The following is a 20,731-nucleotide window of genomic DNA, read 5'->3' as shown; positions in this document are numbered from 1 at the left end:
GGCACGGCGCCTGCACACGATGACGGCCGTCATTCATCAGGTCGCCTTTCAAGTATCGATTTTGGCTCAGGAAACAGGCCATGCGTGTCACCATCTTCACCATCGGCACGGAGGGGGACGTGCGGCCACTGGTCGCCCTGGGCGTTGGCCTGGCGCGCAAGGGCCACATCATCACCATCGCCACGGACAAAAGTTGTGCTGATCTCGTCACCGCCCATGGCCTCAACTATCGCCCGCTGTCGGGAGATTTCCGCAGCTGGATGCATGAGGACCCGGATCTGCACAAGCAGGGACTTTCGACACCCGACATGGCCCGCAAGTTTCGCGACCGCCTTAGGATGCTCGCGGAGGACTGGCCGAGACAAGGCATGGCGGCGGCGGCGGATGCGGATCTGCTGATCGGCAATGGCATGGTCTTCCTGCTGGCGGATTCGATCGCGGAACGGCTCGACCTTCCTGTGGCCGAGACGCAACTTGTCCCCACGCTGCCGTCCAGAAATCCGCCCCTCATGCCGCTGCCACGCTGGATGTATCGTCTGCCCGGCGCTGCCAACCGGCTTCTCGGTCGCCTGTCACGCCGTCTTGTCTGGAGTGTGATGGCACCGGCATATCAAGAGGTTGTGCGTCCTGGGCTGGGACTCGATCCCTATACGGCACCCGGACCGCTCTCCGGTATCCAGTCACGCCATCTCAGGCTGTTCGGCTACAGCCCCACACTGGTACCGCCGGACCCCGAGTGGCCCGACACGGTCCAGGTGACGGGAGCTTGGGTCTTGCCGGCTTCGTCCGAGTATAAACCCTCGCCCGAACTGACAACATTCCTGCTTTCCGGACCGAGGCCGATCTATGCGGGCTTCGGAAGCATGACAAATATCGACGCCGATGCCTTGACCGGGACCATGGCCAGGGTCGCACGCGAGACCGGCCGACGCTTCGTTCTGGCGACGGGCTGGGGCGGACTGCAGAGCGGAGAAATTGCAGATTGCCCGCTCATCCACGTCGTCCAACATGTGCCGCATGACTGGTTGCTGCCGCTAATGGCGGCCGCAATCCATCACGGGGGTGCGGGAACTTCGATCGCAGCCGCACGCGCCGGCATCCCCTCCATCATTGTGCCCGTCTTCGGCGATCAGCCTTTCTGGGCATCCCGTCTCCAGCGGCTCGGCGCGGCACCGCCTCCGATCCGGCGAAGCCAGATGACCGAAGCACGCCTGCAAAAAGCCCTGCGTGCCGTCGAAGATCCTGCCATGCAGCGCGCCGCCGCAGAGCTCGGCCAACGGCTCAGACGGGAAGACGGCGTCGATACTGCAATCGGCACCCTGGAGGCGTGGGGCCTGATTCGATCCAACCCAGCTTCGTTGGACCGTCAGACGACACCTGGAGCCGGCCCATCATCACATTGAGCGAGGTTGCCTTTCAGAATTCCACCCCGATCTGTGCCTTGATGCCGGAACGGAACGGATGCTTGACGAGCTCCATCTCGGTCACCAGGTCGGCGATCTCGATCAGCTCGTCCTTGGCGTTGCGGCCGGTCAGCACGACATGGGTCATTTCCGGCTTCTCGTTCGTGAGAAAGTCGACGACCTCGCCGATGTCGATGTAGTCGTAGCGGATGGCGATGTTGATCTCGTCGAGCAGCACCATCGAGTTCGACGGGTCGCGGATCAGTTCCTTCGCCTTCTCCCAAGCGGCCCTGGCCATCGCGATATCGCGCGCCTTGTCCTGAGTCTCCCAGGTAAAGCCCTCGCCCATGGTGTGGAATTCGCAAAGGTCGGAGAAGTGCCTGAGGATCAGGTCGCGCTCGCCGGTCGACATGGCGCCCTTGATGAACTGCACGACCGCGCATTTCTTGCCGTGCGCGATGTGCCGAAAGATCATGCCGAAGGCGGCCGACGACTTGCCCTTGCCCTTGCCGGTGTGGACGATGATCAGGCCCTTCTCGTCGGTCTTGGTGGCCATGATCTTGTCGCGCGCGGCCTTCTTCTTGGCCATCTTCTCCGCGTGGCGGGCAAGATCGGCGTCGCTTGAGGCATTGCTGTCGCCGGCGGAAAGGTCTTCGCTCACAGTGCTCGTCTCCCTTGTCATTCGAATGTCTTTGCAAACCAGATACGCTGCGGGGCGTTGCCTGCTGCCGGCAGACGACCGATTTCCCGGTATCCATGCTGCTGGTAGAATCGCGGCGCCTGGAACTCGAAGGTATCCAGATACACGCCTGCCAGTTGCTCGTCTCTGGCAGACGCTTCGGCCCGTGCCAGAAGCCGCTCTCCGATACCCGAATTGCGCACTTTCACATCGACCGCCAGCCCTTTGACATAGAGCCAGCCCTGCAGCCGCTCGGCAACCAGCCCGCCCAGCAAGGAGCCGTCGCCATCCGTGACTTTCAGATGGAGACGCTCTCCGGCAAAGGGGCGACCGACCTCTTCGGCAGAGCGGTCGAGAATGGCATCGAGCGCCGCAGCCAGTTCTCCAGCGTCATCGCCATCAACCACGACTATATCCATCATGCCCGTCATATCGAAACCCATCATTCGGCCTTCGGCAGGTAATCGCCGACTGGAGGTCAGTCGCCGCCTTCGTGTTCGACGATCATCTCATTTTTTCGCGAATTTCAACGATAATGATAGCGGCATGCCGCGGCCTGCAATTCCTGTGCGTCGCCGGAACCGCTGATGCGATAGACCAGCCGATGCTCGCCCGTGATGCGCCGGGACCAGAAACCCTGAAGCTCTCCCTTGAGCGGTTCGGGTTTTCCGGTGCCGGAGAACGGCGTGCGCATGCATTCCCGGATCAGGAGTTTGATCTTGTCGAGCATGGCGCGGTCCGTCTCCTGCCAGCAGAGGTAGTCGGCCCAGGAGCGCTCCGACCAGACGTGCCTCACGGCGTCTTACCGGCAAGAGCCCGCTCGGCTCCCTGCCCCGCATCAAGCTCGGCAATCGATGCCCGCAGGTGCTCGGCATTGATGGGACTGGCGAGGAGATGCAGGGTCTCGACCATGCTTTCATATTCTTCTTCCGCAAGCACGACGACGGACTTGCCTTTGCCGCGGGTCACGACCAGCGGCGCGCGGCTGTCTGTGACTTCATCGAGATGGGCTGCAAGGTTCTGACGAAACTCACTGACATTCACATGCGCCATAGGGCACCTCCATGTACATATATATGTACATGTCTCCGTCACCTGTTTCAAGCATCGGCATCCCCGCCGGCAAGCCGTGTCAGGTCGAACATCGCCGAATTGCTCTTCGGCGTCCACAACCCGCGGTCGATCGCCTCGATCAGCCGGGCCGACATCTCCTCGAGCGCCGCCGGGTTTTTCTCCGCCATGAAGTCGCGCACCCGCTCGTCGAGGATGAAGGCCCGGTAGACCGCCTCGAAATGATGGTCGCGCACCGCTCCGGTGGTCGCCGAAAAGGCGAACATGTAGTCGACCGTCGCGGCGATCTCGAAGGCGCCCTTGTAGCCGTGGCGCATGACGCCCTCGATCCATTTCGGGTTGACGACCCGCGCCCGCACGACACGGCCAATCTCCTCCTCGAGCGAGCGCACGACCGGCCGTTCCGGGCGGGAGTGGTCGTTGTGATAGACGCTCGGCCGATGGCCGGACACATGCTCGACGGCCGCAGTCATCCCGCCCTCGAACTGGTAGTAGTCGTCGCTGTCGAGGAGGTCGTGCTCGCGATTGTCCTGGTTTTGCACGACCGCCTGCACCGACCTCAGCCGCTCCTCGAAGAGCCCGCGCTCGGCCTTTCCTTCCTCCCCGGCGCCATAGGCATAGCCGCCCCAGACGAGATAGGCTTCGGCGAGATCGTCGCGGCGCTCCCAGCCCTTCTCGTCGATCAGCGCCTGGAGGCCTGCGCCATAGGCGCCGGGCTTGGAACCGAAGACGCGGTAGCCGGCGCGGCGGGCGGACGAGGCCTCGTCCATGCCCGCTTCGCGGAGCCGCGCGACCTCCTCCCGCATGCGGGCGGCAACCGGGTTGTCGGCCTCGTCCTCGTCGAGGGCGCCGACGGCGCGGACTGCGCGGTCGAAAAGGGTGATCTGCTCGGGAAAGGCATCGCGGAAGAAGCCGGAAATCCTGAGCGTCACATCGACGCGCGGCCGGCCGAGGACGGCCTGCGGAACGATCTCGAAGCCGGTGACGCGGCGGGAGGCCATGTCCCAGAGCGGCTTGACGCCGAGAAGCGCGAGCGCCTGGGCGATGTCGTCGCCGCCCGTGCGCATGTTCGAGGTGCCCCAGGCGGTGAGGCCGAAGGACGTCGGCCACTCGCCGTGATCCTGCACGTAACGGGCGATCAGCAGTTCGGCGGACTTCTTGCCGAGCTCATAGGCCGCCGGCGTCGGCACCGCGCGGCTGTCGACCGAGTAGAAATTGCGGCCCGTCGGCAGCACGTCCGGCCGGCCGCGCGTCGGCGCGCCGGAGGGGCCAGGCGGCACGAAGCGGCCAGCAAGGCCGGTGAGCAAGCCTTCGATTTCGGCCGGACCGCAGGCGACGACCGACGGCTTCAGCCGGTTTTCGATCTCGTCGAGCACCGCGCGGGTCCGCACCCACGTTTCGGGACACGTCACCTCGCCCGCCACCAGCCTTGCGGCCAGCAGTTCGATGCGCTCGACCGTGTCGCCTCTGGTACGCCACGGCTGGTCGTCAATGTCAGCAAGGATCGCCGGCCGCGGTCCGTTCCAGGGGTCGGACATCACGCAGTCGAGGGGATCGAAGGAACGGTCAGCGTCCAAAATCTCCCCCTCTGGCCTGCCGGCCAACTCCCCCACAAGGGGGGAGACAACGCGCGGCTCGCCTTGCTCCTCTGGGCGCGCGCCGGGCGCGAGTGGCAGCCCCTCCCCCTTGTGGGGAGGGGTTGGGGAGGGGTTTCCTCCGAAAGCATCCCCCGCGATCGCCCGCTGCAGGCTGGCGTCGCCGCCCTCGCCCAGCCCCCGCGGCACACGGGCCAGAGCGACGGTCAGGTCGGTCAGCAGCCGGCCTTCGGGCGCAAGGCCGAAGATGTGCAGGCCGTCGCGGATCTGCATCTCCTTGAGGTCGCAGAGATAGGCGTCGAGCTTTTCGAGCGCGCGTTCCTCCGCCTCGCCCTTGGCGATCCCCGCATCCTCGTCGAGGCCGATGTCGGCGACGAGGTCGAGGATCTGCTTCTTCAGCAGCTTCAGGCGTCGGGGATCGCCGCCGGCTGCCTCGTAGTACTCGTCGACCAGCGCTTCCAGGTCCTTCAGCGGCCCGTAGCTTTCGGCGCGCGTCAGCGGCGGCGTCAGGTGGTCGATGATGACGGCGGAGGTTCGGCGCTTGGCCTGGGTGCCCTCGCCCGGATCGTTGACGATGAAGGGGTAGAGATGCGGCAGCGGGCCGAACACGGCCTCCGGATAGCAGGTTTCCGACAACGCCAGCGCCTTGCCCGGCAGCCATTCCAGATTGCCGTGCTTGCCCATGTGGATCACCGCATGGGCGTCGAAGACCGTCCTCAGATGCGCATAGAAGGCGAGATAGCCGTGCGGAGGCACGAGGTCGGGAGAGTGATAGCTCTCCTTGGGATCGATGTTGTACCCGCGCGCCGGCTGGATGCCGACGAACAGATTGCCGAACCGCGACAGCGGCAGCGCGAACCGCCCGTCGATGAAGAACGGGTCGGTCTCCGGCGTGCCCCAGCGGGCCTCGACTTCATCCTGAATCGCTTTCGGCAGCGTTTCGAAGAAGGCCTTGTACTGGTTGAGGGAAATCGTTTCGCGGATCTCGCGCCCGTCATTTGCGGCATTCGTCGGTCCGGCCATCAGATGCGCCATCAGGGCGTCGCCGTCCTCCGGCACGTCGCCGACCGCATAGCGGGCCCTTTCCATGGCGCGCAGCGCCTCGACCGTTCCGGCCGGCGTATCGAGGCCGACGCCGTTGCCGAGACGGCCGTCACGGTTCGGATAGTTCGCCATGATAAGCGCCACCCGCCGATCGGCGGCCGGTGTCTGCCTGAGACGCGCCCAGCGGGCGGCGAGCGCCGCGACGAAGGCCGTCCGCCCCGGCTCGGGCTCGTGGGTGACGATGTTCGCCTCGACGCGCTCGTCGAACCGGGCCGCCGACTTGAACGAGACGGCACGGGCGAGCACCCGGCCGTCGACTTCGGGGAGCGCCACGTTCATGGCGAGATCGCGTGCCGAAAGCCCCTGGCTCGATGCTTGCCATGCATCCTTCGCGGAAGCCGAAAAGATCGCCTGCAGGACGACGGCTCCGCCTTCATCAAGGACGGTCGCCCGACGCTCGGCACCCGGCGCGGAAACGGCAAAGCCCGTCGCATTGATCACCACGGCGGGCGGCGCATCAGCAAAAATTGCCCTGAGGGTATCGACGGAGACCGCATCCTTGAGGCTCGAGACGAAGACAGGCAATGCGGCAAGCCCTTCGGCCTTCAAGGCGTCGATCAGGGCCTCCACCGGCTTCGTCTCGCCGCTCTGGACGAGCGCGCGGTAGAAGCAGATGGCAACGACGGACGTCGACGCTTGTTTCCCCCCCTCTGCCCTGCCGGGCATCTCCCCCACATGGGGGGAGAGCCGCTCGCGGCAAGCGCCAGCCTCAGCTGGCGCCGTGCCCTCAGAATCGCCTACCGCAAATTCCAACCCCGGAGGTGGTGCGGCGTGGCCGCCACCTCCGATCTCCCCCCCTGTGGGGGAGATGGCCGGCAGGCCAGAGGGGGGCGCAAAACCGCTACACCGCCCCCATTCCTCCACGCCGATCACGCCACGGCCCGGCCACCAGATGCCGGCCTTGAGCAGCGGCCGCGCCGGCTCCGGCTTCTCGGTTCCGGCGACGAGCGCCTCGGCATAGGCGACGAAGCCGCCGGCATTGGCGTCGCCGCCCTCGATCAGATAGGCCCAGAGTGCTGCAAGATCCTCCATCGGCACGTTGGAAAAGCCGGAAAGCCCCTCGTCCGGCTTGTCGTCGCCCGGAAGCACGGCGATCACGGCGCCCGACCGAGATGCCGCAGCGTGCAGGGCCTCCAGCGCATACTGGAAGTAGCTCGCGCCGCCGAGCGCCCGGACCACGATCAGCCGGGCATGGCGCGCGGTCCGCTCGACATAGGTGTCGACCGACATCGGATGCTTGAGCGCCATCAGGCTCGCGAGACGCCACCTGGGACCAGCCTCGCCACGCGCCCGCACCGCCGCGGCGATCGCGGAAAGCTCGGTGTCGGCCGCCGTCAGGAAGACGATGTCGCCGGCGCTCTGGCCGAGGTCGATCGCCTCCTCGCCGTCGCTGATCGAGCCTTTCTGGGCTAGGAGAAGATGCATGGACGCGTCGCTTCCCCAAAAGCTCGGATCGGGGCGTATCGCGTTGACATCACCCCCCTCTGGCCTGCCGGCCATCTCCCCCTCGAGGGGAGAGACCGGAAGACGACAAGTCGCGCCTCACGCCAAACCCTTTTGACCCGTGCTTCAACCAACCGACCCTCTTTAATGCTAACAGAATGACTGAGCGTCGCCGCATAGTGATCTCCCCCCTTGTGGGGGAGATGGCCGGCAGGCCAGAGGGGGGTAACTGATGCGTCCATCGCTCTCAATCGGTCCTCAGGCCGCCTTCTCGACCGCATCGACCACGGCGGCGAAATCCCATTCGTGCAGGCCGATGACGACGAGGCGGGTCTCCCGTTTCTCGCCGGCCGCCCAGGGGCGATCGAAGTAGGTGTCGATGCGCGAGCCGACCGCCTGGACGACCAGCCGCATCGGCTTGCCTGGCACGTCGACGAAGCCCTTGAGACGCAGGATGTCGTGCGCCTCGATGACACTCCTCAGCCGCTCGACGAAGGCCGCCGGATCGGAGATCGCCGGAAGCCGCAGCGCAAAACTCTCGAACTCGTCGTGGTCGTGGTGGTGCAGGTGGTCGTGACCCTCGCCGGAGGCATGGGCAGCCTCATGCTCCAGCTCGTGATGCGACTTGCGGTTTTCGATATCGGCCTCCGAACCAGCGCCGAGGCCGAGCAGCACGATCGCCGGAACTTCGCCGTTCCTCGCCTCGACCAGCGTCGGCCTGCGGTTGATGCGTCCAGCAACCTCGGAGCGGACCGCGGCAATCCCCTCGCCGTCCAGCAGATCGGTCTTGTTGAGAACGATGAGATCGGCGCAGGTGAGCTGGTCCTCGAAGAGCTCCTCGAGCGGGCTGTCATGGTCGAGCGAGGCATCCTGCTCGCGCATGGCGTCGACCCTGTCGTGGTCGTCGGCGAAACGACCAGCCGCCACCGCGGCACTGTCGACCACGGTCACCACGCCGTCGACCGTCACGCGGGTGCGGATGTCCGGCCAGTTGAAGGCGGCGACCAGCGGCTGCGGCAGGGCGAGACCGGAGGTCTCGATGACGATGTGATCCGGCCGCTCGTCGCGTTCCAGCAGGCGCTGCATGGTCGGCACGAAATCATCGGCCACCGTGCAGCAGATGCAGCCATTGGTGAGCTCGATGATGTCGTCCTCGGTGCAGTTGTCGGCGCCGCAGCCCTTCAGCACCTCGCCGTCGACGCCGAGGTCGCCGAATTCGTTGATGATGAGCGCGATCTTCTTGCCGCCGGCGTTCATCAGCATGTTGCGGATGATCGTCGTCTTTCCGGCGCCGAGGAAGCCGGTGATGACGGTTGCCGGGATCTTCTGCTGCAGCATGGTTCAACCCTTCATTTTCAGCGGCAGTCCCGCCGCAACGAAATAGACTTCGGTCGCGACCGCCGCGACCATCTGGTGGAGCCGTCCGGCGTGGTCGCGGAATTCGCGCGCCATGCGGTTTTCCGGCACGATGCCGAGCCCGACCTCGTTCGAAACGAGGACCAGCCGCGCCCGAAGCGTCGGCAGGACCGAAACGAGGCGCGCGCTTTCGGCGGCGACATCGCGTTCGTCCAGCATCAGGTTCGTGACCCAGAGCGTCAGGCAGTCGACGAGCACGACACGGTCCGGCGCATCGATGCGCCCGAGAACGCCGACGAGGTCGACGGGCTCTTCGTGGGTCGCCCAGAGCCCGCCGCGGCTTTCGCGATGCAGGGCAATGCGTTCGCGCATTTCGTCGTCGAAGGCGCGTCCCGTTGCGACATAGTGGCGTTCGAGCCCGCTCGCCTCGGCAAGCGATTCCGCATGCCGCGACTTGCCCGAACGGGCACCGCCGAGCACGAACACGCAGTGGTCGGCGGCCGCGCTCAAGGACGGACCTCCGCGGTGGCGCGCCGTGAAAGCGAACATGACAAAGGGCCGGGCGCGCGGCCCGGCAGAAAGGATGTGGAAATGCGGGATCGCACGATCCCGCCATCACAAGATGTCGCCACGACAACCTCCGTGCTGGCAACGGGGATTTTTCCCCAGGATGGGCTTTCAAAGCCCGGCACGGGTGGCAGGTCTCCTGGCTCGCGGTTGAGGCGCCAAGCGCCAGCGGGGCAATCTCGCCTTCCCGGAGCTTCGAAGCGGCACGAAGAGGCGGACGATTCGTAGAAATAGAGGCGTCCCGGCCCCGGCTGATCGTGTCGCCACTCCAGTGGCTTTTCCAGCTTCGCCGAAGAACCCGCCGTCCGCGCCTTGCGGACCCGTCGCGGGCATTCCGGCTCACCGGATGATTGACCCTCACCGCTCTACAGTCGCGGGGTCGGCTGCGATTGGCAGGCCCGGCTTGGGTCCCCACCGTCGCATTCCCTTTTGCGTTCCGCTCCGTATCGACGGCGCGGAAACCATCCGAATGAGAAAACGCTTAGGCGCAAGCGGCGGTGAAGTCAATTCGAACAGAACGCCTGCAAACCGCCCCAAAGCCAGTCACTGACGCGCAGAAGGCATGCTCAAGGCGAAGAGCAAGCGGATGCGCGCGGCGACCGCCTCGGCGAGCGCCTCCGCCTCGAAATCGGGGGTTTCCGTTTCGCTCGTCACCGGGAACGTCGCGGTGGCGACCGGAGAACCGTCGATGACCGAGATCGCGGTCACCGTGACGGTTGCCTCGCTGCGGCGGTTGAGCGGCGAAATGTCGGGTCGATAGGAGCCGATCCGCACCGAGAGCACCACCGGTGGCGCCTCCGGCCGCGGCACGGTCGCAGCGATCGCCGCGGCGATCCGGCTGTCGGTGCCGACGACCACGGTCTGCGGCACGCGGACATCGGCAAGCACCGTCAGGTCGCGAACCTCATACACCTTGCGCGGCGTCAAGAGCTCGACGCCCGCGACGCTGCACGACGACAGCAGAGCGGAAAGAAGAAGGGCGATGACGGCGTGGCAGAACCGCAGACACATGGCAGGCTGATCCGATCCCGATTCGGTCGGAAGAGATTGTCACCGTTATGGTTAGCGCCGCGTTAAGCGGCAGCCCGCACGGCCCGGAACAGGCGCGCCGCGGCATCCATCTCCTCGAAGCGCTTGGCCCTGCGGGCCTGCGCCTCCTCGTCGACGCCCCACTGCTCTTCGGTCCAGTCCTCGTCGAGATGAGCGAGCGCCCATACCTCCGGAGTGGAAAGGAAGCCTTCGGCGAAGGCGAGCGTCAGGATTGCCGAACCGGTCAGCGTCGTCACCACGTGCAACGCCGCGAGTTCGAACGGCGTCCGGTACTTGTCGAGCGCACCGGCGAAGGCGTCGATCGCCGCCTGTGGCTGTGCCTGGTGGACGATGCCGGCCGCAAGAATGAACCGCGCGCCATGGGAGGAAGCCACCCAGTCGATCACCGGTCCCCACTGCCGCGCCTGCCGTTCGACGAGTTCCTGGGGCGATTCCGCGTGGTAGCAGAGCAGGTCGTTGCCGGCGTAGCGCACGATATCCTCGAACACGGCGTCGATCTGTTCGGCGACGGCGTCGATCGCGGTATTGGCAAGCCGGGTCATCGGCATCGTCGCCGGGTCGATCGTTTCGCCCTGGGCGCGCCACTCCGAAGCGACGAGCTCGGCGGCATCGGCCGTCGGCAGGCGCAGCGGACGTTTCGCCGGCGTCTTCACGCCGCGACCGTCGAGCAGGATGGCAACGGCCTCATCTTCGTTCCGCGTGCCGACTTCGGTGTAGAAGCGCTTCGCCTGCGGCCGCTGCATCTGGATCTGCGCGCGGCGCACCGGGTCCGGATCGCTCGGCTCGGGGCCGAAATCGCTGAGAAGGTCACGCATCGACGGCTCCTTTCATGACATGGGCCAAAAGGTCGGCCGGGTGGTCGACGACGGCGTCGGCGCCTGCAAGCAGCAGCGCAGCAGTCGTCGAATAGCCCCAGGAGACGCCGATCGCCCGGGCGCCTGCGGCCTTGCCCATCTGCATGTCGTAGATCGCGTCGCCGATGACAACCGCATCTCGGGCGTCCATGCCGGTTTCGCGGCAGCACTCCAGAACCATGGCCGGATTGGGTTTCGACGGACATTCGTCCGCCGTCCGTGAAACGACGAAATGGGGCTTCAACCCGTGGGCTTCAAGCACGCCGTCGAGGCCTCGGCGGGACTTGCCCGTCACCGCACCGATCAGAAGGTCGTCGCGGCGAACCATCGCCGCGATCACCTCGGCAATCCCGTCGTAAAGCGGCTCCTCGAAGCCCTGCTCGGCGCGCACCTCGGCGAAGACCGCCTTGTAGTAGAGCGCCATTGCCCCCGCCTCGTGATCGACATCCGGCTTGCCCTGCATGGTGGCGATCGCGAGATCGAGGCTCAGGCCGATGATCGCCTTGGTGTGTTCGACATCCGGTGCGGCATGGCCGAAATGAAGGAAGGTGCGCGTCATCACCGCATGGATGAGGCAGACGCTGTCGACGAGCGTGCCGTCGCAATCGAAGAGAACGAGCTTCATTCCTCATCCCTCGCCCCGTCGGCTTCATCGAAGCCGAGCAGGTTCCAGCTCTGCACCATGTGTGGCGGCAGCGGCGCCGTGACCTTGAGCCGCCCGCCGGAAGGATGCGGAATGTCGATGTAGCGGGCGTGGAGATGCAACCGCTTCTGGATGCCGCCCGGAAAATCCCAGTTCGGATCGTCGATGAAATATTTCGGATCGCCGATGATCGGATGCCCCATGTAGAGCGCATGGACGCGAAGCTGATGGGTGCGCCCGGTATAGGGCTCCATCTCCAGCCAGGCGAGGTTTTGCGCGGCCGTGTCGATCACCCGGTAGTAGGAGACGGCGTGGTCTGCCCCCTCCTCGCCGTGCTTGGCGACGCGCATGCGGTCACCGTCCGGGGTCTGCTCCTTGACGAGCCAGGTCGAGATCTTGTCCTCGTGCTTGCGCGGCACACCCTTCACCAGCGACCAATAGATCTTGTGGGTGTCGCGTTCGCGGAAGGCGGCCGTCAGCTTTTGTGCCGCGCCGCGCGAGCGGGCGACGACGAGAACGCCGGAGGTGTCACGGTCGATACGATGGACGAGACGCGGCTTCTCACCCTTCTTGTTCGTCCAGGCCTCGAGCATCTTGTCGATGTGGCGGGTAACACCCGAGCCACCCTGTACGGCAAGGCCAGCCGGCTTGTTGAGCACGAAGACCTTGTCGTCCTCGTAAAGCAGCATCCGCGAGAGGAGTTCGCCGTCACCGGAATGCTTCAGGTCCTTGCCGGCGATCGGCCCCGTCTTGGCCTTGGCGTCGACGTCGAGCGGCGGCACGCGGATCATCTGATCCGGCTGGACGCGCGTATCGCTCTTCGCCCTGCCGCCGTCGACGCGCACCTGGCCGGAGCGCAGAAGCTTCTGCAACGCACCGAAGCCGAGGCCCGGAAAGTGCACCTTGAACCAACGGTCAAGCCGCATTCCGGCCTCGTCCGCATCCACCCTGATATGCTCGACGCCCGCCATTTCTGCTCTTTCGACAAATTTCCGCGCGGCCCGAACGCCGCACATCAGGGCCTTTAGAGCATTTCGCCCGCCGAAGGGAAGTGCAAAAGCTCTCTCAGAGCAGCGAACGCATGAGGCCGATGCCCGCAACGGTCGCAACGAGCGAGAGGCCGACGCTCGCGCCGACATAGACGAGGCTCGAAAGCGCTTCGCCACGCTCGAAGAGCGAGACGGCGTCGAGCGCAAAGGCGGAGAAGGTCGTGAACCCACCGAGGAAGCCGGTGATCAGCAGAAGTCGCATCTCCGGCGAGGCGCCGAAACGCGCGACGATCAGCTCCGCCAGGATCCCGATTCCGAACGAGCCGACGAGATTGACGGCAAGCGTACCCCACGGAAAGGCCGGGCCGGCCAGCCGAAGCAGACCGATGCCGACGAGATAGCGGCAGACCGAGCCGACCGCGCCGCCGGCGGCTACGAGGAGGATCTGGTTCACCTCTGGTCCTCTTCTTCTTATTCAGGTGTTCCGAAAGGTCCGGCGGGCAGGTCGCACACCGGCAGCATCAGGCTTTCGCGCCGGCGAGGAAGTCGGAAACGAAGCGCTCGAGCTCGGCCCAGTCGGTGAATTCGAAGTTCTGGCTGGCGTCGGTCGGGGCGCCCTCGCGGGCGGCAAGGCGCTTCGCCATCCAGCGCTTGAAGAAGTCGTATTCGGTGTAGCGCAGCGCGCCTGCGGCATTGAGCACCCGGCCGGGCGTCCAGCCGGTCTCGGCCATCAGCGTGTCGGGGAAATGGCGCGCTTCCTCGCGCTCCTCCTCGAACTCGCTGCGGATGAACAGCGACACCGACACGAATGCGCTCGGCACCGATTTCAGAAAGTCCCTCTCGCGGCGGACGAAATCCACGAAGGGTGCGGGATAGCGCCCGGCGTGGATCGGCGCGCAGAGGATCACCGCCTCCGGTCGCTCCAGCGCATATTCGGCCATGGAGGTGACGTTGAAGAAAACGGCGCGATGACCCGCCTTCTCGACGTGCTCGGCGATCTTCTCGGCAATCTTGCGCGTCTGCCCTTCGATGCTGACAAAGCCAATGAGAATGTTCATTTTCCCCTCCATCCCTTTGTCGGCAACTGCCCGAGTTACCGCGTCCCTTCCGATCGTCGATCGACGGCGCGGCCGTTCGAACGACTGAATTTACAAGCAAAATGACAGATCGGCGAGCGATTGCAAGCCTGCCCCGTTGCCATTTCGGGTAGTTCCGTCGGCGCCTTTCGACGCAGCCTCCGAGGACCGTCCTGCAGTCCATCGAATTTGACTAAAATGCCTCGACCATCCTTAGCGGTCCGTAGAGAGGCATGCCGTATCCTGCAGGGATAGAGATACCGGTGATAGCCATGCCCCAGGTAGTTACAGTTTCGGCCACCACGGCCGCCTATGCAATGGAAGCAACCAAACCGCCCCAGCGTGTTCCTCGCGGCACGCTGGTCGAAGAGCAGTTGCAGGTTTTTGCGGAACGCGCCGCCAAGGGCGACGACTTCAGACTGCGCGCGATCCTTACCGTCGTGCAGCCGCCGGCGCTGTCGCTCCATTTCCTGACGGCCGGACAGACGAGGCATGAGCAGGCCACGCTCAGGGAAGCGATCGACGCCTATCTCAGCTCGACGACCTGAGGACACCTTCAGCACCGACTTGAAATGCGCCGCGGACACGTCGTCCGCGGCGCTCCTTTATGGTTGAGCTCCGGCGCCTGCTTACATCTTCATCGGCGCGGCCGGGCCGACGGGCAGGACGAGATCGACCGAACCGGCATTCTTGAAGGTCAGCTTCACCTTGACGGTACCGCCTTCGACGAAGGGTTCCTTGACGCCCATGAACATCAGGTGCAGGCCACCCGGCTTCAGTTCGACCGTCTCGCCGGCCGGAACCGGAATGCCGTCCTTGAGAGGCCGCATCTTCATGACGTCGTTCTCCATGACCATCTCGTGAAGCTCGACGTGATCGGCCACGGCCGATTCGGCGGCGACCAGCACGTCGTCGACAGCGCCAGCGTTCTTGATGACGACGAAGCCGCCGCCGACCGGCTGGCCGGGAAGCATGGCCTTGGTGAAGCCGCCGGTCAGTTCGAGGTCGCCGAGCTTGACGGATTCCATTCCGCCCGGATCGACGACGCCCATGCCGGACCCGGCCATCGCGGCATGCATCTGGTGACCGCCGGTATCGGCGACCTTGACCACCGGAGCGCTCATATTGTGACCGGCATGCATGTCGGCCGGCGTCGCCGCCGCGGCACCGTCATGCATGCTGCAGGCAAGGCTCGGATGGGCGAAGACGGCACCGGCTGCGACGCTGACGACAGCAAGGGTGAGGCGGGAAATGGTGACTTTCATTATTGTTCTCCTGACCGGTCCTCTGAAACAGAATGGGAGGCGACCGGAACACGCCGCGTGGCGGCTTTGTTTCTGACGAAAATTCTCGAAAGATCAGGCGAAGGCCGGCGGTGCGCGAGAGCGCGGGCGCTCGACCGATTCGGGTTCAGGACCGGCGTCGGCGACGACCGGTTCGTTGTCGAGGCTCGCGAAGGTGGAGAGCAGCCATCCCTCGTCCGGCGGCGCCGGCAGGAGGCTCGCCGCAGCAAGGATGCAGGCTTCGCAGAAGCCGCTCGCTGCCGGGTGCTTGACCGCAACGTCGCCGATGCAGAGGTCGGCGTAGCTGCCGTCGGGAAGGACGTAGGAAGCGGTTTCGAGCACCGCCGCCATGACCTGCGGCGGCTTGTGCGCGAAGGCGAGCGACAGCACGGCGAGCGCGCACAGCATGCGCACGAAACCGCCACCGATCCACTTCACCTTCGTCATTCCATAACCTCCGGGCGGCTTCATCCTTAGCGTCTTTCGCGCCGGAATCAACGACCCTCTGCAGCCGTCGCCACATTCGGACGTCACGTCGCAGCTGTCTTTGATCAAGAACAAATCGCCGCGGACAGCTCGACCGTTGACGGCGGACGAAAACGACAGCGACAATTATTTGCTTCACAACGACGCAAGCCTCTTGCCAACCGCCCGCCTTGCCAGATAATGCCAAGCCATCTTGTTGGGAGAAGCCGGTTCGATCCGGTGCCGAAGGAGCAACCGCCCCGGAAACTCTCAGGCGAAAGGACCACAAGGTGCCATTGGACTCTGGAGAGAAGCGTTCCGTATGACGGGGCGCGCGCCGAAGGGATAACAATCTCAGGCAAACGGACAGAGGGGGCTCACGTAACCGGCGGGCATTTGCGCGCCATGACCTGAGCCAGCGCATCGAGCGCGAAAACCGGAGGCGCCCTTTGGATACCGCCGAACTGAAACGCACCCCTCTTTATGACCTTCACCTGTCGCTCGGCGCCAAGATGGTACCCTTCGCCGGCTACGACATGCCGGTGCAATATCCGGCCGGCGTGCTCAAGGAGCATCTTCACACGCGCGAAAAGGCGGGGCTCTTCGACGTCTCGCACATGGGTCAGGTGATCCTGCGTGCAAAGAGCGGCAGCGTCGAGGACGCAGCCCTCGCCCTCGAAAAGCTCGTCCCGGTCGACATTCTCGGTCTGAAGGCAGGTCGCCAGCGCTACGGCTTCTTCACCGATACCAACGGCGGCATTCTCGACGACCTGATGATCACCAATCGCGGTGATCACCTGCTGGTGGTCGTCAACGCGGCCTGCAAGGATGCCGATGTTGCGCACATGAAGGCAAACCTCGGCGACACCTGCAAGGTCGAGCTCCTCGATCGCGCCCTGCTGGCCCTTCAGGGACCGAAGGCCGAGGCCGTGCTCGCCTCGCTCTCTCCCGACATCGCTTCGATGAAATTCATGGACGTCCGTGACGCGACGATCGCCGGGATTGCCTGCATCGTCTCCCGCTCCGGCTATTCCGGCGAGGACGGCTTCGAGATCTCGGTGCCGGCCGACAGGGCGACGGATCTCGCCAATGCGCTGCTCGCGCATCCCGACTGCGAGCCGATCGGCCTCGGCGCCCGCGATTCGCTCCGCCTCGAAGCCGGGCTCTGCCTCTACGGCAACGACATCGACACCACGACCTCACCGGTCGAGGGCGCAATCGAGTGGGCGATCCAGAAGGCTCGCCGCAAGGGCGGCGCCCGCGAAGGCGGCTTTCCCGGTGCAGACCGTATCCTTTCCGAACTCGAGAACGGCCCCGCCCGCCGCCGCGTCGGCCTGAAGCCCGACGGCAAGGCGCCGGTCCGCTCGCATGCGAAGATCTACAGCGACGAGAACGGCACGACCGCGGTCGGCGAAGTCACCTCCGGCACCTTCGGCCCTTCGGCCGGCGGTCCGGTCGCCATGGGCTACCTGCCCTCCTCCCATGCGGCGGTCGGCACGACCGTCTATGCCGAGGTCCGCGGCAAGTACCTGCCGATGACCGTCGCCGCGCTCCCCTTCGTCGCGCAGACCTACAAGCGCTGAACCCATGACCGCGACCGCCCTCACCCGGCTGCTGCCGGCGTGAGGGCGGGTCGCTCCCCAACATCAAGAGAGGAACATCACATGCTGAAATTCACCGAAGAACATGAGTGGCTGAAGATCGAGGGCGACGTCGCGATCGTCGGCATCACCACCCACGCTGCCGAACAGCTCGGCGATCTGGTCTTCGTCGAACTTCCGGACGTCGGTGCAAGCTTCAAGAAGGGCGGCGACGCCGCGACCGTGGAATCGGTCAAGGCCGCCTCGGAAGTCTACTGCCCGCTCGACGGCGAGGTGACCGAGGTCAACCAGGCGATCGTCGACGATCCTTCGCTCGTCAATTCCGATCCGCAGGGTGCCGGCTGGTTCTTCAAGCTGAAGCTCGCCAATCCCGCCGATGTCGAGAAGCTGCTCGATGAAGCGGCCTACAAAGAGCTGATCGCATGACCACGCCGACCGAATTCCAGTTCACCGATTACCAGCCCTACGACTTCGCCAATCGCCGCCATATCGGCCCTTCGCCGGCGGAGATGGACGAGATGCTGGCGCTGATCGGTTACCCGAGCCTCGACGCGCTGATCGACGACACCGTGCCGGGCTCCATCCGCCAGCAGGTGCCCCTCACATGGGGGGCGCCGATGACCGAGCGCGAAGCACTCGACAAGCTGCGCGACACGGCCAACAAGAACGAGGTTCTCGTCTCGCTGATCGGCCAGGGCTACTACGGCACGATCACGCCGCCGGTCATCCAGCGCAACATCCTGGAAAACCCGGCCTGGTACACCGCCTACACGCCCTACCAGCCGGAAATCTCGCAAGGCCGCCTGGAAGCGCTGCTCAACTACCAGACGATGATCTGCGACCTGACCGGTCTCGACGTCGCAAACGCCTCGCTCCTTGACGAGGCGACCGCGGGCGCCGAGGCCATGGCCATGGCCGAACGCGTCGCCAAGTCGAAGGCGAAGGCCTTTTTCGTCGACGAGAACTGCCACCCGCAGACCATCGCGGTGATCGAGACCCGCGCGGCACCGCTCGGCTGGGAGGTCGTGGTCGGCAATCCGTTCACCGATCTCGATCCGGCGAAGGTCTTCGGGGCGCTCTTCCAGTATCCCGGCACCTACGGCCATGTGCATGACTTCACCGGCCTGATTACGAAGCTCCATGATGCCGGCGCGATCGCCGCCGTCGCCGCCGATCCGCTGGCGCTGGCGCTCCTGAAGGCGCCGGGCGAGATGGGTGCCGACATCGCCATCGGCTCCACCCAGCGCTTCGGCATTCCGGTCGGCTATGGCGGCCCGCACGCGGCCTACATGGCGGTGAAGGATGCCTACAAGCGCTCGATGCCCGGCCGCCTCGTCGGCGTGTCGGTCGATGCCCGCGGCAACCGTGCCTACCGCCTGTCGCTGCAGACCCGCGAGCAGCACATCCGCCGCGAGAAGGCGACGTCGAACATCTGCACCGCCCAGGTGCTGCTTGCCGTCATGGCCTCGATGTACGGCGTCTTCCACGGTCCGAAGGGCATCAAGGCGATCGCGCAGGCCGTCCATCAGAAGGCGGTCCTGATGGCGAAGGGGCTGGAAAAGCTCGGCTACAAGGTCGAGCCGGAAACCTTCTTCGACACGATCACCGTCGATGTCGGCCACATGCAGGGGCTCGTGCTGCGCGCCGCCCGCGCGGAGGGCGTCAACCTGCGCAAGGTCGGTGAGACGAAGATCGGGATCAGCCTCGACGAGCGCACGCGCCCGGCGACGCTGGAAGCGGTCTGGCGCGCCTTCGGCGGCAATTTCATGCTCGCCGATTTCGAGCCCGGCTACCGGCTGCCGAATGACCTGCTCCGCAAGAGCGAGTACATGACGCATCCGATCTTCCACATGAACCGCGCGGAAAGCGAGATGACCCGCTACATCCGCCGGCTCTCCGACCGCGACCTCGCGCTCGACCGGGCGATGATCCCGCTCGGCTCCTGCACGATGAAGCTGAATGCCACGGCGGAAATGCTGCCGATCACCTGGCCGGAATTTTCCGACATCCATCCCTTCGTGCCGGCCGACCAGGCCCTCGGCTACAAGGAGATGATCGACGATCTTTCCGAAAAGCTCTGCGCCGTCACCGGCTACGACGCCTTCTCCATGCAGCCGAACTCCGGCGCGCAGGGCGAATATGCGGGCCTTTTGACGATCCGCAACTATCACCTCGCCCGCGGTGACGCCCACCGTACCGTCTGCCTCATCCCGACCTCTGCGCATGGCACCAATCCCGCCTCCGCGCACATGGCCGGCATGGAGGTGGTGCCGGTGAAGGCGAAGGAGAACGGCGACGTCGATCTCGACGACTTCCGCGCCAAGGCCGAGCAGTATGCCGACACGTTGGCGTGCTGCATGGTCACCTACCCCTCGACCCACGGCGTATTCGAGGAGACGGTCAGGGAAATCTGCCGGATCACCCACGAGCACGGCGGTCAGGTCTACCTCGACGGCGCCAACATGAACGCCATGGTCGGCCTTGCCCGCCCCGGCGACATCGGCTCCGACGTCAGCCACCTGAACCTGCACAAGACCTTCTGCATTCCGCATGGCGGCGGCGGCCCGGGCATGGGACCGATCGGCGTCAAGGCGCATCTGGCTCCCTACCTGCCCGGCCATGTGGCAACCGACGACCGGTCGGGTGCGGTTTCGGCGGCGCCCTACGGTTCGCCCTCGATCCTGCCGATCTCCTGGAGCTACTGCCTGATGATGGGCGGCGAAGGGCTGACGCAGGCGACCAAGGTCGCGATCCTCAACGCCAACTACATCGCCGCACGGCTGAAGAGCGCCTACGATGTGCTCTACAAGTCCGAGCGCGGCCGTGTTGCGCACGAGTGCATCATCGATACGCGCCCGCTCGCCGAAAGCTCCGGCACCACCGTCGACGACATAGCGAAGCGCCTGATCGACTGCGGCTTCCACGCCCCGACCATGAGCTGGCCGGTCGCCGGCACGCTGATGATCGAGCCGACCGAAAGCGAGACGAAGGCGGAAATCGACCGCTTCTGCGACGCGATGCTGGCAATCCGCGAGGAAGCCCGCGCCGTCGAGGAAGGCCGCATGGACCGCAACGACAACCCGCTGAAGAACGCCCCCCACACCGTGGAGGACCTCGTCGGCGAGTGGAATCGGCCCTACAGCCGCGAACAGGCCTGCTTCCCGCCCGGCGCCTTCCGGGTCGACAAGTACTGGTCGCCGGTCAACCGCGTCGACAATGTCTATGGCGACCGCAATCTCGTCTGCACCTGCCCGCCGATGAGCGAATACGCGGAAGCTGCCGAGTAACCGGCTTATTTCAGCCGAAATGCGAAAGCCCGCCCCACCCGGCGGGCTTTCTGCATTCGGGCCGGGGTCGCAAAGTGACCATCGATACCGTGCATGCTTGGCATACACTTAGTTACAAAGCTAAATAATTAGATTTGTAATTACATATTTTCAACAAAGCGCCGCGAACATGCCAATGTGCCGTTCTGGTACAAAGTCGGCGCGCCCGGTCGAAAGCCTAAAGGCTGCTCGTTCACGCTTTGCAAAGCCAGGTGCATTAGGGTGA

The 20,731-nt window shown here is 65.2% G+C and carries 19 protein-coding genes, 1 pseudogene and 2 riboswitches; of the genes and pseudogenes, 5 read left to right on the top strand and 15 right to left on the bottom strand.

The window, feature by feature from the left end:
- Positions 1-80 precede the first annotated feature (80 nt).
- Complete coding sequence (locus DFR48_RS03220) at positions 81-1,403, top strand: glycosyltransferase (RefSeq protein ID WP_114361667.1); 1,323 nt, start codon at positions 81-83, stop codon at positions 1,401-1,403.
- 13 nt (positions 1,404-1,416) lie between these two features.
- Here DFR48_RS03220 and cobO read toward each other — a convergent pair whose 3' ends face one another.
- The 13 genes from cobO to DFR48_RS03155 all read right to left on the bottom strand — a co-directional run bounded on the left by cobO (position 1,417) and on the right by DFR48_RS03155 (position 13,812).
- The gene (gene cobO / locus DFR48_RS03215) at positions 1,417-2,085 is read right to left on the bottom strand and encodes a cob(I)yrinic acid a,c-diamide adenosyltransferase (protein ID WP_425359229.1); all 669 of its coding nucleotides are present in this window, start codon (positions 2,083-2,085) and stop codon (positions 1,417-1,419) included.
- On the bottom strand, positions 2,082-2,525 hold the full coding sequence (locus DFR48_RS03210; RefSeq protein WP_245415501.1) for a GNAT family N-acetyltransferase: 444 nt from the start codon (positions 2,523-2,525) through the stop codon (positions 2,082-2,084). Before DFR48_RS03210 ends, cobO begins: the two co-directional genes overlap by 4 nt.
- A gap of 83 nt (positions 2,526-2,608) precedes the next feature.
- The gene (locus tag DFR48_RS03205; protein WP_114361665.1) at positions 2,609-2,878 is read right to left on the bottom strand and encodes a Txe/YoeB family addiction module toxin; all 270 of its coding nucleotides are present in this window, start codon (positions 2,876-2,878) and stop codon (positions 2,609-2,611) included.
- Positions 2,875-3,135, bottom strand: coding sequence for a type II toxin-antitoxin system Phd/YefM family antitoxin (locus DFR48_RS03200; protein ID WP_114361664.1), 261 nt, complete (start codon positions 3,133-3,135; stop codon positions 2,875-2,877). The genes DFR48_RS03205 and DFR48_RS03200 overlap by 4 nt, the downstream gene beginning before the upstream one ends.
- A 47-nt stretch (positions 3,136-3,182) precedes the next feature.
- Positions 3,183-7,277, bottom strand: a complete 4,095-nt coding sequence (gene cobN, locus DFR48_RS03195; RefSeq protein WP_114361663.1) for a cobaltochelatase subunit CobN — start codon at positions 7,275-7,277, stop codon at positions 3,183-3,185.
- A gap of 276 nt (positions 7,278-7,553) precedes the next feature.
- The gene (cobW, locus tag DFR48_RS03190) at positions 7,554-8,633 is read right to left on the bottom strand and encodes a cobalamin biosynthesis protein CobW (RefSeq protein ID WP_114361662.1); all 1,080 of its coding nucleotides are present in this window, start codon (positions 8,631-8,633) and stop codon (positions 7,554-7,556) included.
- A gap of 3 nt (positions 8,634-8,636) precedes the next feature.
- The gene (gene cobU, locus DFR48_RS03185; RefSeq protein WP_245415500.1) at positions 8,637-9,161 is read right to left on the bottom strand and encodes a bifunctional adenosylcobinamide kinase/adenosylcobinamide-phosphate guanylyltransferase; all 525 of its coding nucleotides are present in this window, start codon (positions 9,159-9,161) and stop codon (positions 8,637-8,639) included.
- Between the two features lie 169 nt (positions 9,162-9,330).
- Positions 9,331-9,699, bottom strand: a riboswitch (cobalamin riboswitch).
- Between the two features lie 62 nt (positions 9,700-9,761).
- The gene (locus DFR48_RS03180) at positions 9,762-10,229 is read right to left on the bottom strand and encodes a hypothetical protein (RefSeq protein ID WP_114361660.1); all 468 of its coding nucleotides are present in this window, start codon (positions 10,227-10,229) and stop codon (positions 9,762-9,764) included.
- Positions 10,230-10,291: 62 nt separating this feature from the next.
- Positions 10,292-11,083, bottom strand: coding sequence for an ATP12 family chaperone protein (locus tag DFR48_RS03175; RefSeq protein ID WP_114361659.1), 792 nt, complete (start codon positions 11,081-11,083; stop codon positions 10,292-10,294).
- Positions 11,076-11,747: an HAD-IA family hydrolase gene (locus DFR48_RS03170; RefSeq protein WP_114361658.1), complete on the bottom strand. Its 672-nt coding sequence runs from the start codon at positions 11,745-11,747 to the stop codon at positions 11,076-11,078. Before DFR48_RS03170 ends, DFR48_RS03175 begins: the two co-directional genes overlap by 8 nt.
- On the bottom strand, positions 11,744-12,736 hold the full coding sequence (locus tag DFR48_RS03165; RefSeq protein WP_114361657.1) for an RluA family pseudouridine synthase: 993 nt from the start codon (positions 12,734-12,736) through the stop codon (positions 11,744-11,746). The genes DFR48_RS03170 and DFR48_RS03165 overlap by 4 nt, the downstream gene beginning before the upstream one ends.
- A 94-nt stretch (positions 12,737-12,830) precedes the next feature.
- Positions 12,831-13,208 (bottom strand): fluoride efflux transporter CrcB, encoded by a 378-nt coding sequence (gene crcB, locus DFR48_RS03160; protein WP_114361656.1) that lies wholly within the window; start codon positions 13,206-13,208, stop codon positions 12,831-12,833.
- A gap of 67 nt (positions 13,209-13,275) precedes the next feature.
- The gene (locus DFR48_RS03155) at positions 13,276-13,812 is read right to left on the bottom strand and encodes a flavodoxin domain-containing protein (RefSeq protein WP_114361655.1); all 537 of its coding nucleotides are present in this window, start codon (positions 13,810-13,812) and stop codon (positions 13,276-13,278) included.
- 290 nt (positions 13,813-14,102) lie between these two features.
- Between DFR48_RS03155 and DFR48_RS03150 the strand changes: the two genes are divergently transcribed.
- The gene (locus DFR48_RS03150) at positions 14,103-14,378 is read left to right on the top strand and encodes a hypothetical protein (protein ID WP_114361654.1); all 276 of its coding nucleotides are present in this window, start codon (positions 14,103-14,105) and stop codon (positions 14,376-14,378) included.
- Positions 14,379-14,459: 81 nt separating this feature from the next.
- Here the strand turns inward: DFR48_RS03150 and DFR48_RS22150 are convergent.
- Positions 14,460-14,849, bottom strand: a pseudogene (locus tag DFR48_RS22150) (copper chaperone PCu(A)C); the annotation flags it as partial.
- A gap of 339 nt (positions 14,850-15,188) precedes the next feature.
- The gene (locus tag DFR48_RS21885) at positions 15,189-15,560 is read right to left on the bottom strand and encodes a hypothetical protein (protein ID WP_170141784.1); all 372 of its coding nucleotides are present in this window, start codon (positions 15,558-15,560) and stop codon (positions 15,189-15,191) included.
- Positions 15,561-15,785: 225 nt separating this feature from the next.
- Positions 15,786-15,874: riboswitch (glycine riboswitch) on the top strand.
- Positions 15,875-16,027: 153 nt separating this feature from the next.
- Between DFR48_RS21885 and gcvT the strand changes: the two genes are divergently transcribed.
- The 3 genes from gcvT (at position 16,028) to gcvP (ending at position 20,466) form a co-directional block, all read left to right on the top strand.
- Positions 16,028-17,161 (top strand): glycine cleavage system aminomethyltransferase GcvT, encoded by a 1,134-nt coding sequence (gene gcvT / locus DFR48_RS03130; RefSeq protein ID WP_114361650.1) that lies wholly within the window; start codon positions 16,028-16,030, stop codon positions 17,159-17,161.
- Between the two features lie 81 nt (positions 17,162-17,242).
- A complete protein-coding gene (gcvH, locus tag DFR48_RS03125) occupies positions 17,243-17,605 on the top strand; it encodes a glycine cleavage system protein GcvH (protein ID WP_114361649.1) in 363 nt (120 codons plus the stop codon).
- Positions 17,602-20,466, top strand: coding sequence for an aminomethyl-transferring glycine dehydrogenase (gcvP, locus tag DFR48_RS03120; RefSeq protein WP_114361648.1), 2,865 nt, complete (start codon positions 17,602-17,604; stop codon positions 20,464-20,466). Before gcvH ends, gcvP begins: the two co-directional genes overlap by 4 nt.
- The last annotated feature ends 265 nt before the right edge of the window (positions 20,467-20,731 follow it).

This window comes from Ciceribacter lividus, assembly GCF_003337715.1.
In the GTDB taxonomy this organism is placed as follows: Bacteria; Pseudomonadota; Alphaproteobacteria; order Rhizobiales; family Rhizobiaceae; genus Allorhizobium; species Allorhizobium lividum.
The sequence above is the reverse complement of the archived record's forward strand: the minus strand, read 5'-3'. Positions and strand labels throughout refer to the sequence as shown.

Excerpts from the sequence above, each read along its gene's own strand:
- DFR48_RS03220 (WP_114361667.1), top strand. The coding sequence starts at position 81 with ATGCGTGTCACCATCTTCACCATCGGCACGGAGGGGGACGTGCGGCCA.
- cobO (WP_425359229.1), bottom strand. The coding sequence starts at position 2,085 with ATGACAAGGGAGACGAGCACTGTGAGCGAAGACCTTTCCGCCGGCGAC.
- DFR48_RS03210 (WP_245415501.1), bottom strand. The coding sequence starts at position 2,525 with ATGGGTTTCGATATGACGGGCATGATGGATATAGTCGTGGTTGATGGC.
- DFR48_RS03200 (WP_114361664.1), bottom strand. The coding sequence starts at position 3,135 with ATGGCGCATGTGAATGTCAGTGAGTTTCGTCAGAACCTTGCAGCCCAT.
- cobN (WP_114361663.1), bottom strand. The coding sequence starts at position 7,277 with ATGCATCTTCTCCTAGCCCAGAAAGGCTCGATCAGCGACGGCGAGGAG.
- cobW (WP_114361662.1), bottom strand. The coding sequence starts at position 8,633 with ATGCTGCAGCAGAAGATCCCGGCAACCGTCATCACCGGCTTCCTCGGC.
- DFR48_RS03180 (WP_114361660.1), bottom strand. The coding sequence starts at position 10,229 with ATGTGTCTGCGGTTCTGCCACGCCGTCATCGCCCTTCTTCTTTCCGCT.
- DFR48_RS03175 (WP_114361659.1), bottom strand. The coding sequence starts at position 11,083 with ATGCGTGACCTTCTCAGCGATTTCGGCCCCGAGCCGAGCGATCCGGAC.
- DFR48_RS03170 (WP_114361658.1), bottom strand. The coding sequence starts at position 11,747 with ATGAAGCTCGTTCTCTTCGATTGCGACGGCACGCTCGTCGACAGCGTC.
- DFR48_RS03165 (WP_114361657.1), bottom strand. The coding sequence starts at position 12,736 with ATGGCGGGCGTCGAGCATATCAGGGTGGATGCGGACGAGGCCGGAATG.
- DFR48_RS03155 (WP_114361655.1), bottom strand. The coding sequence starts at position 13,812 with ATGAACATTCTCATTGGCTTTGTCAGCATCGAAGGGCAGACGCGCAAG.
- DFR48_RS03150 (WP_114361654.1), top strand. The coding sequence starts at position 14,103 with ATGCCCCAGGTAGTTACAGTTTCGGCCACCACGGCCGCCTATGCAATG.
- DFR48_RS21885 (WP_170141784.1), bottom strand. The coding sequence starts at position 15,560 with ATGACGAAGGTGAAGTGGATCGGTGGCGGTTTCGTGCGCATGCTGTGC.
- gcvH (WP_114361649.1), top strand. The coding sequence starts at position 17,243 with ATGCTGAAATTCACCGAAGAACATGAGTGGCTGAAGATCGAGGGCGAC.
- gcvP (WP_114361648.1), top strand. The coding sequence starts at position 17,602 with ATGACCACGCCGACCGAATTCCAGTTCACCGATTACCAGCCCTACGAC.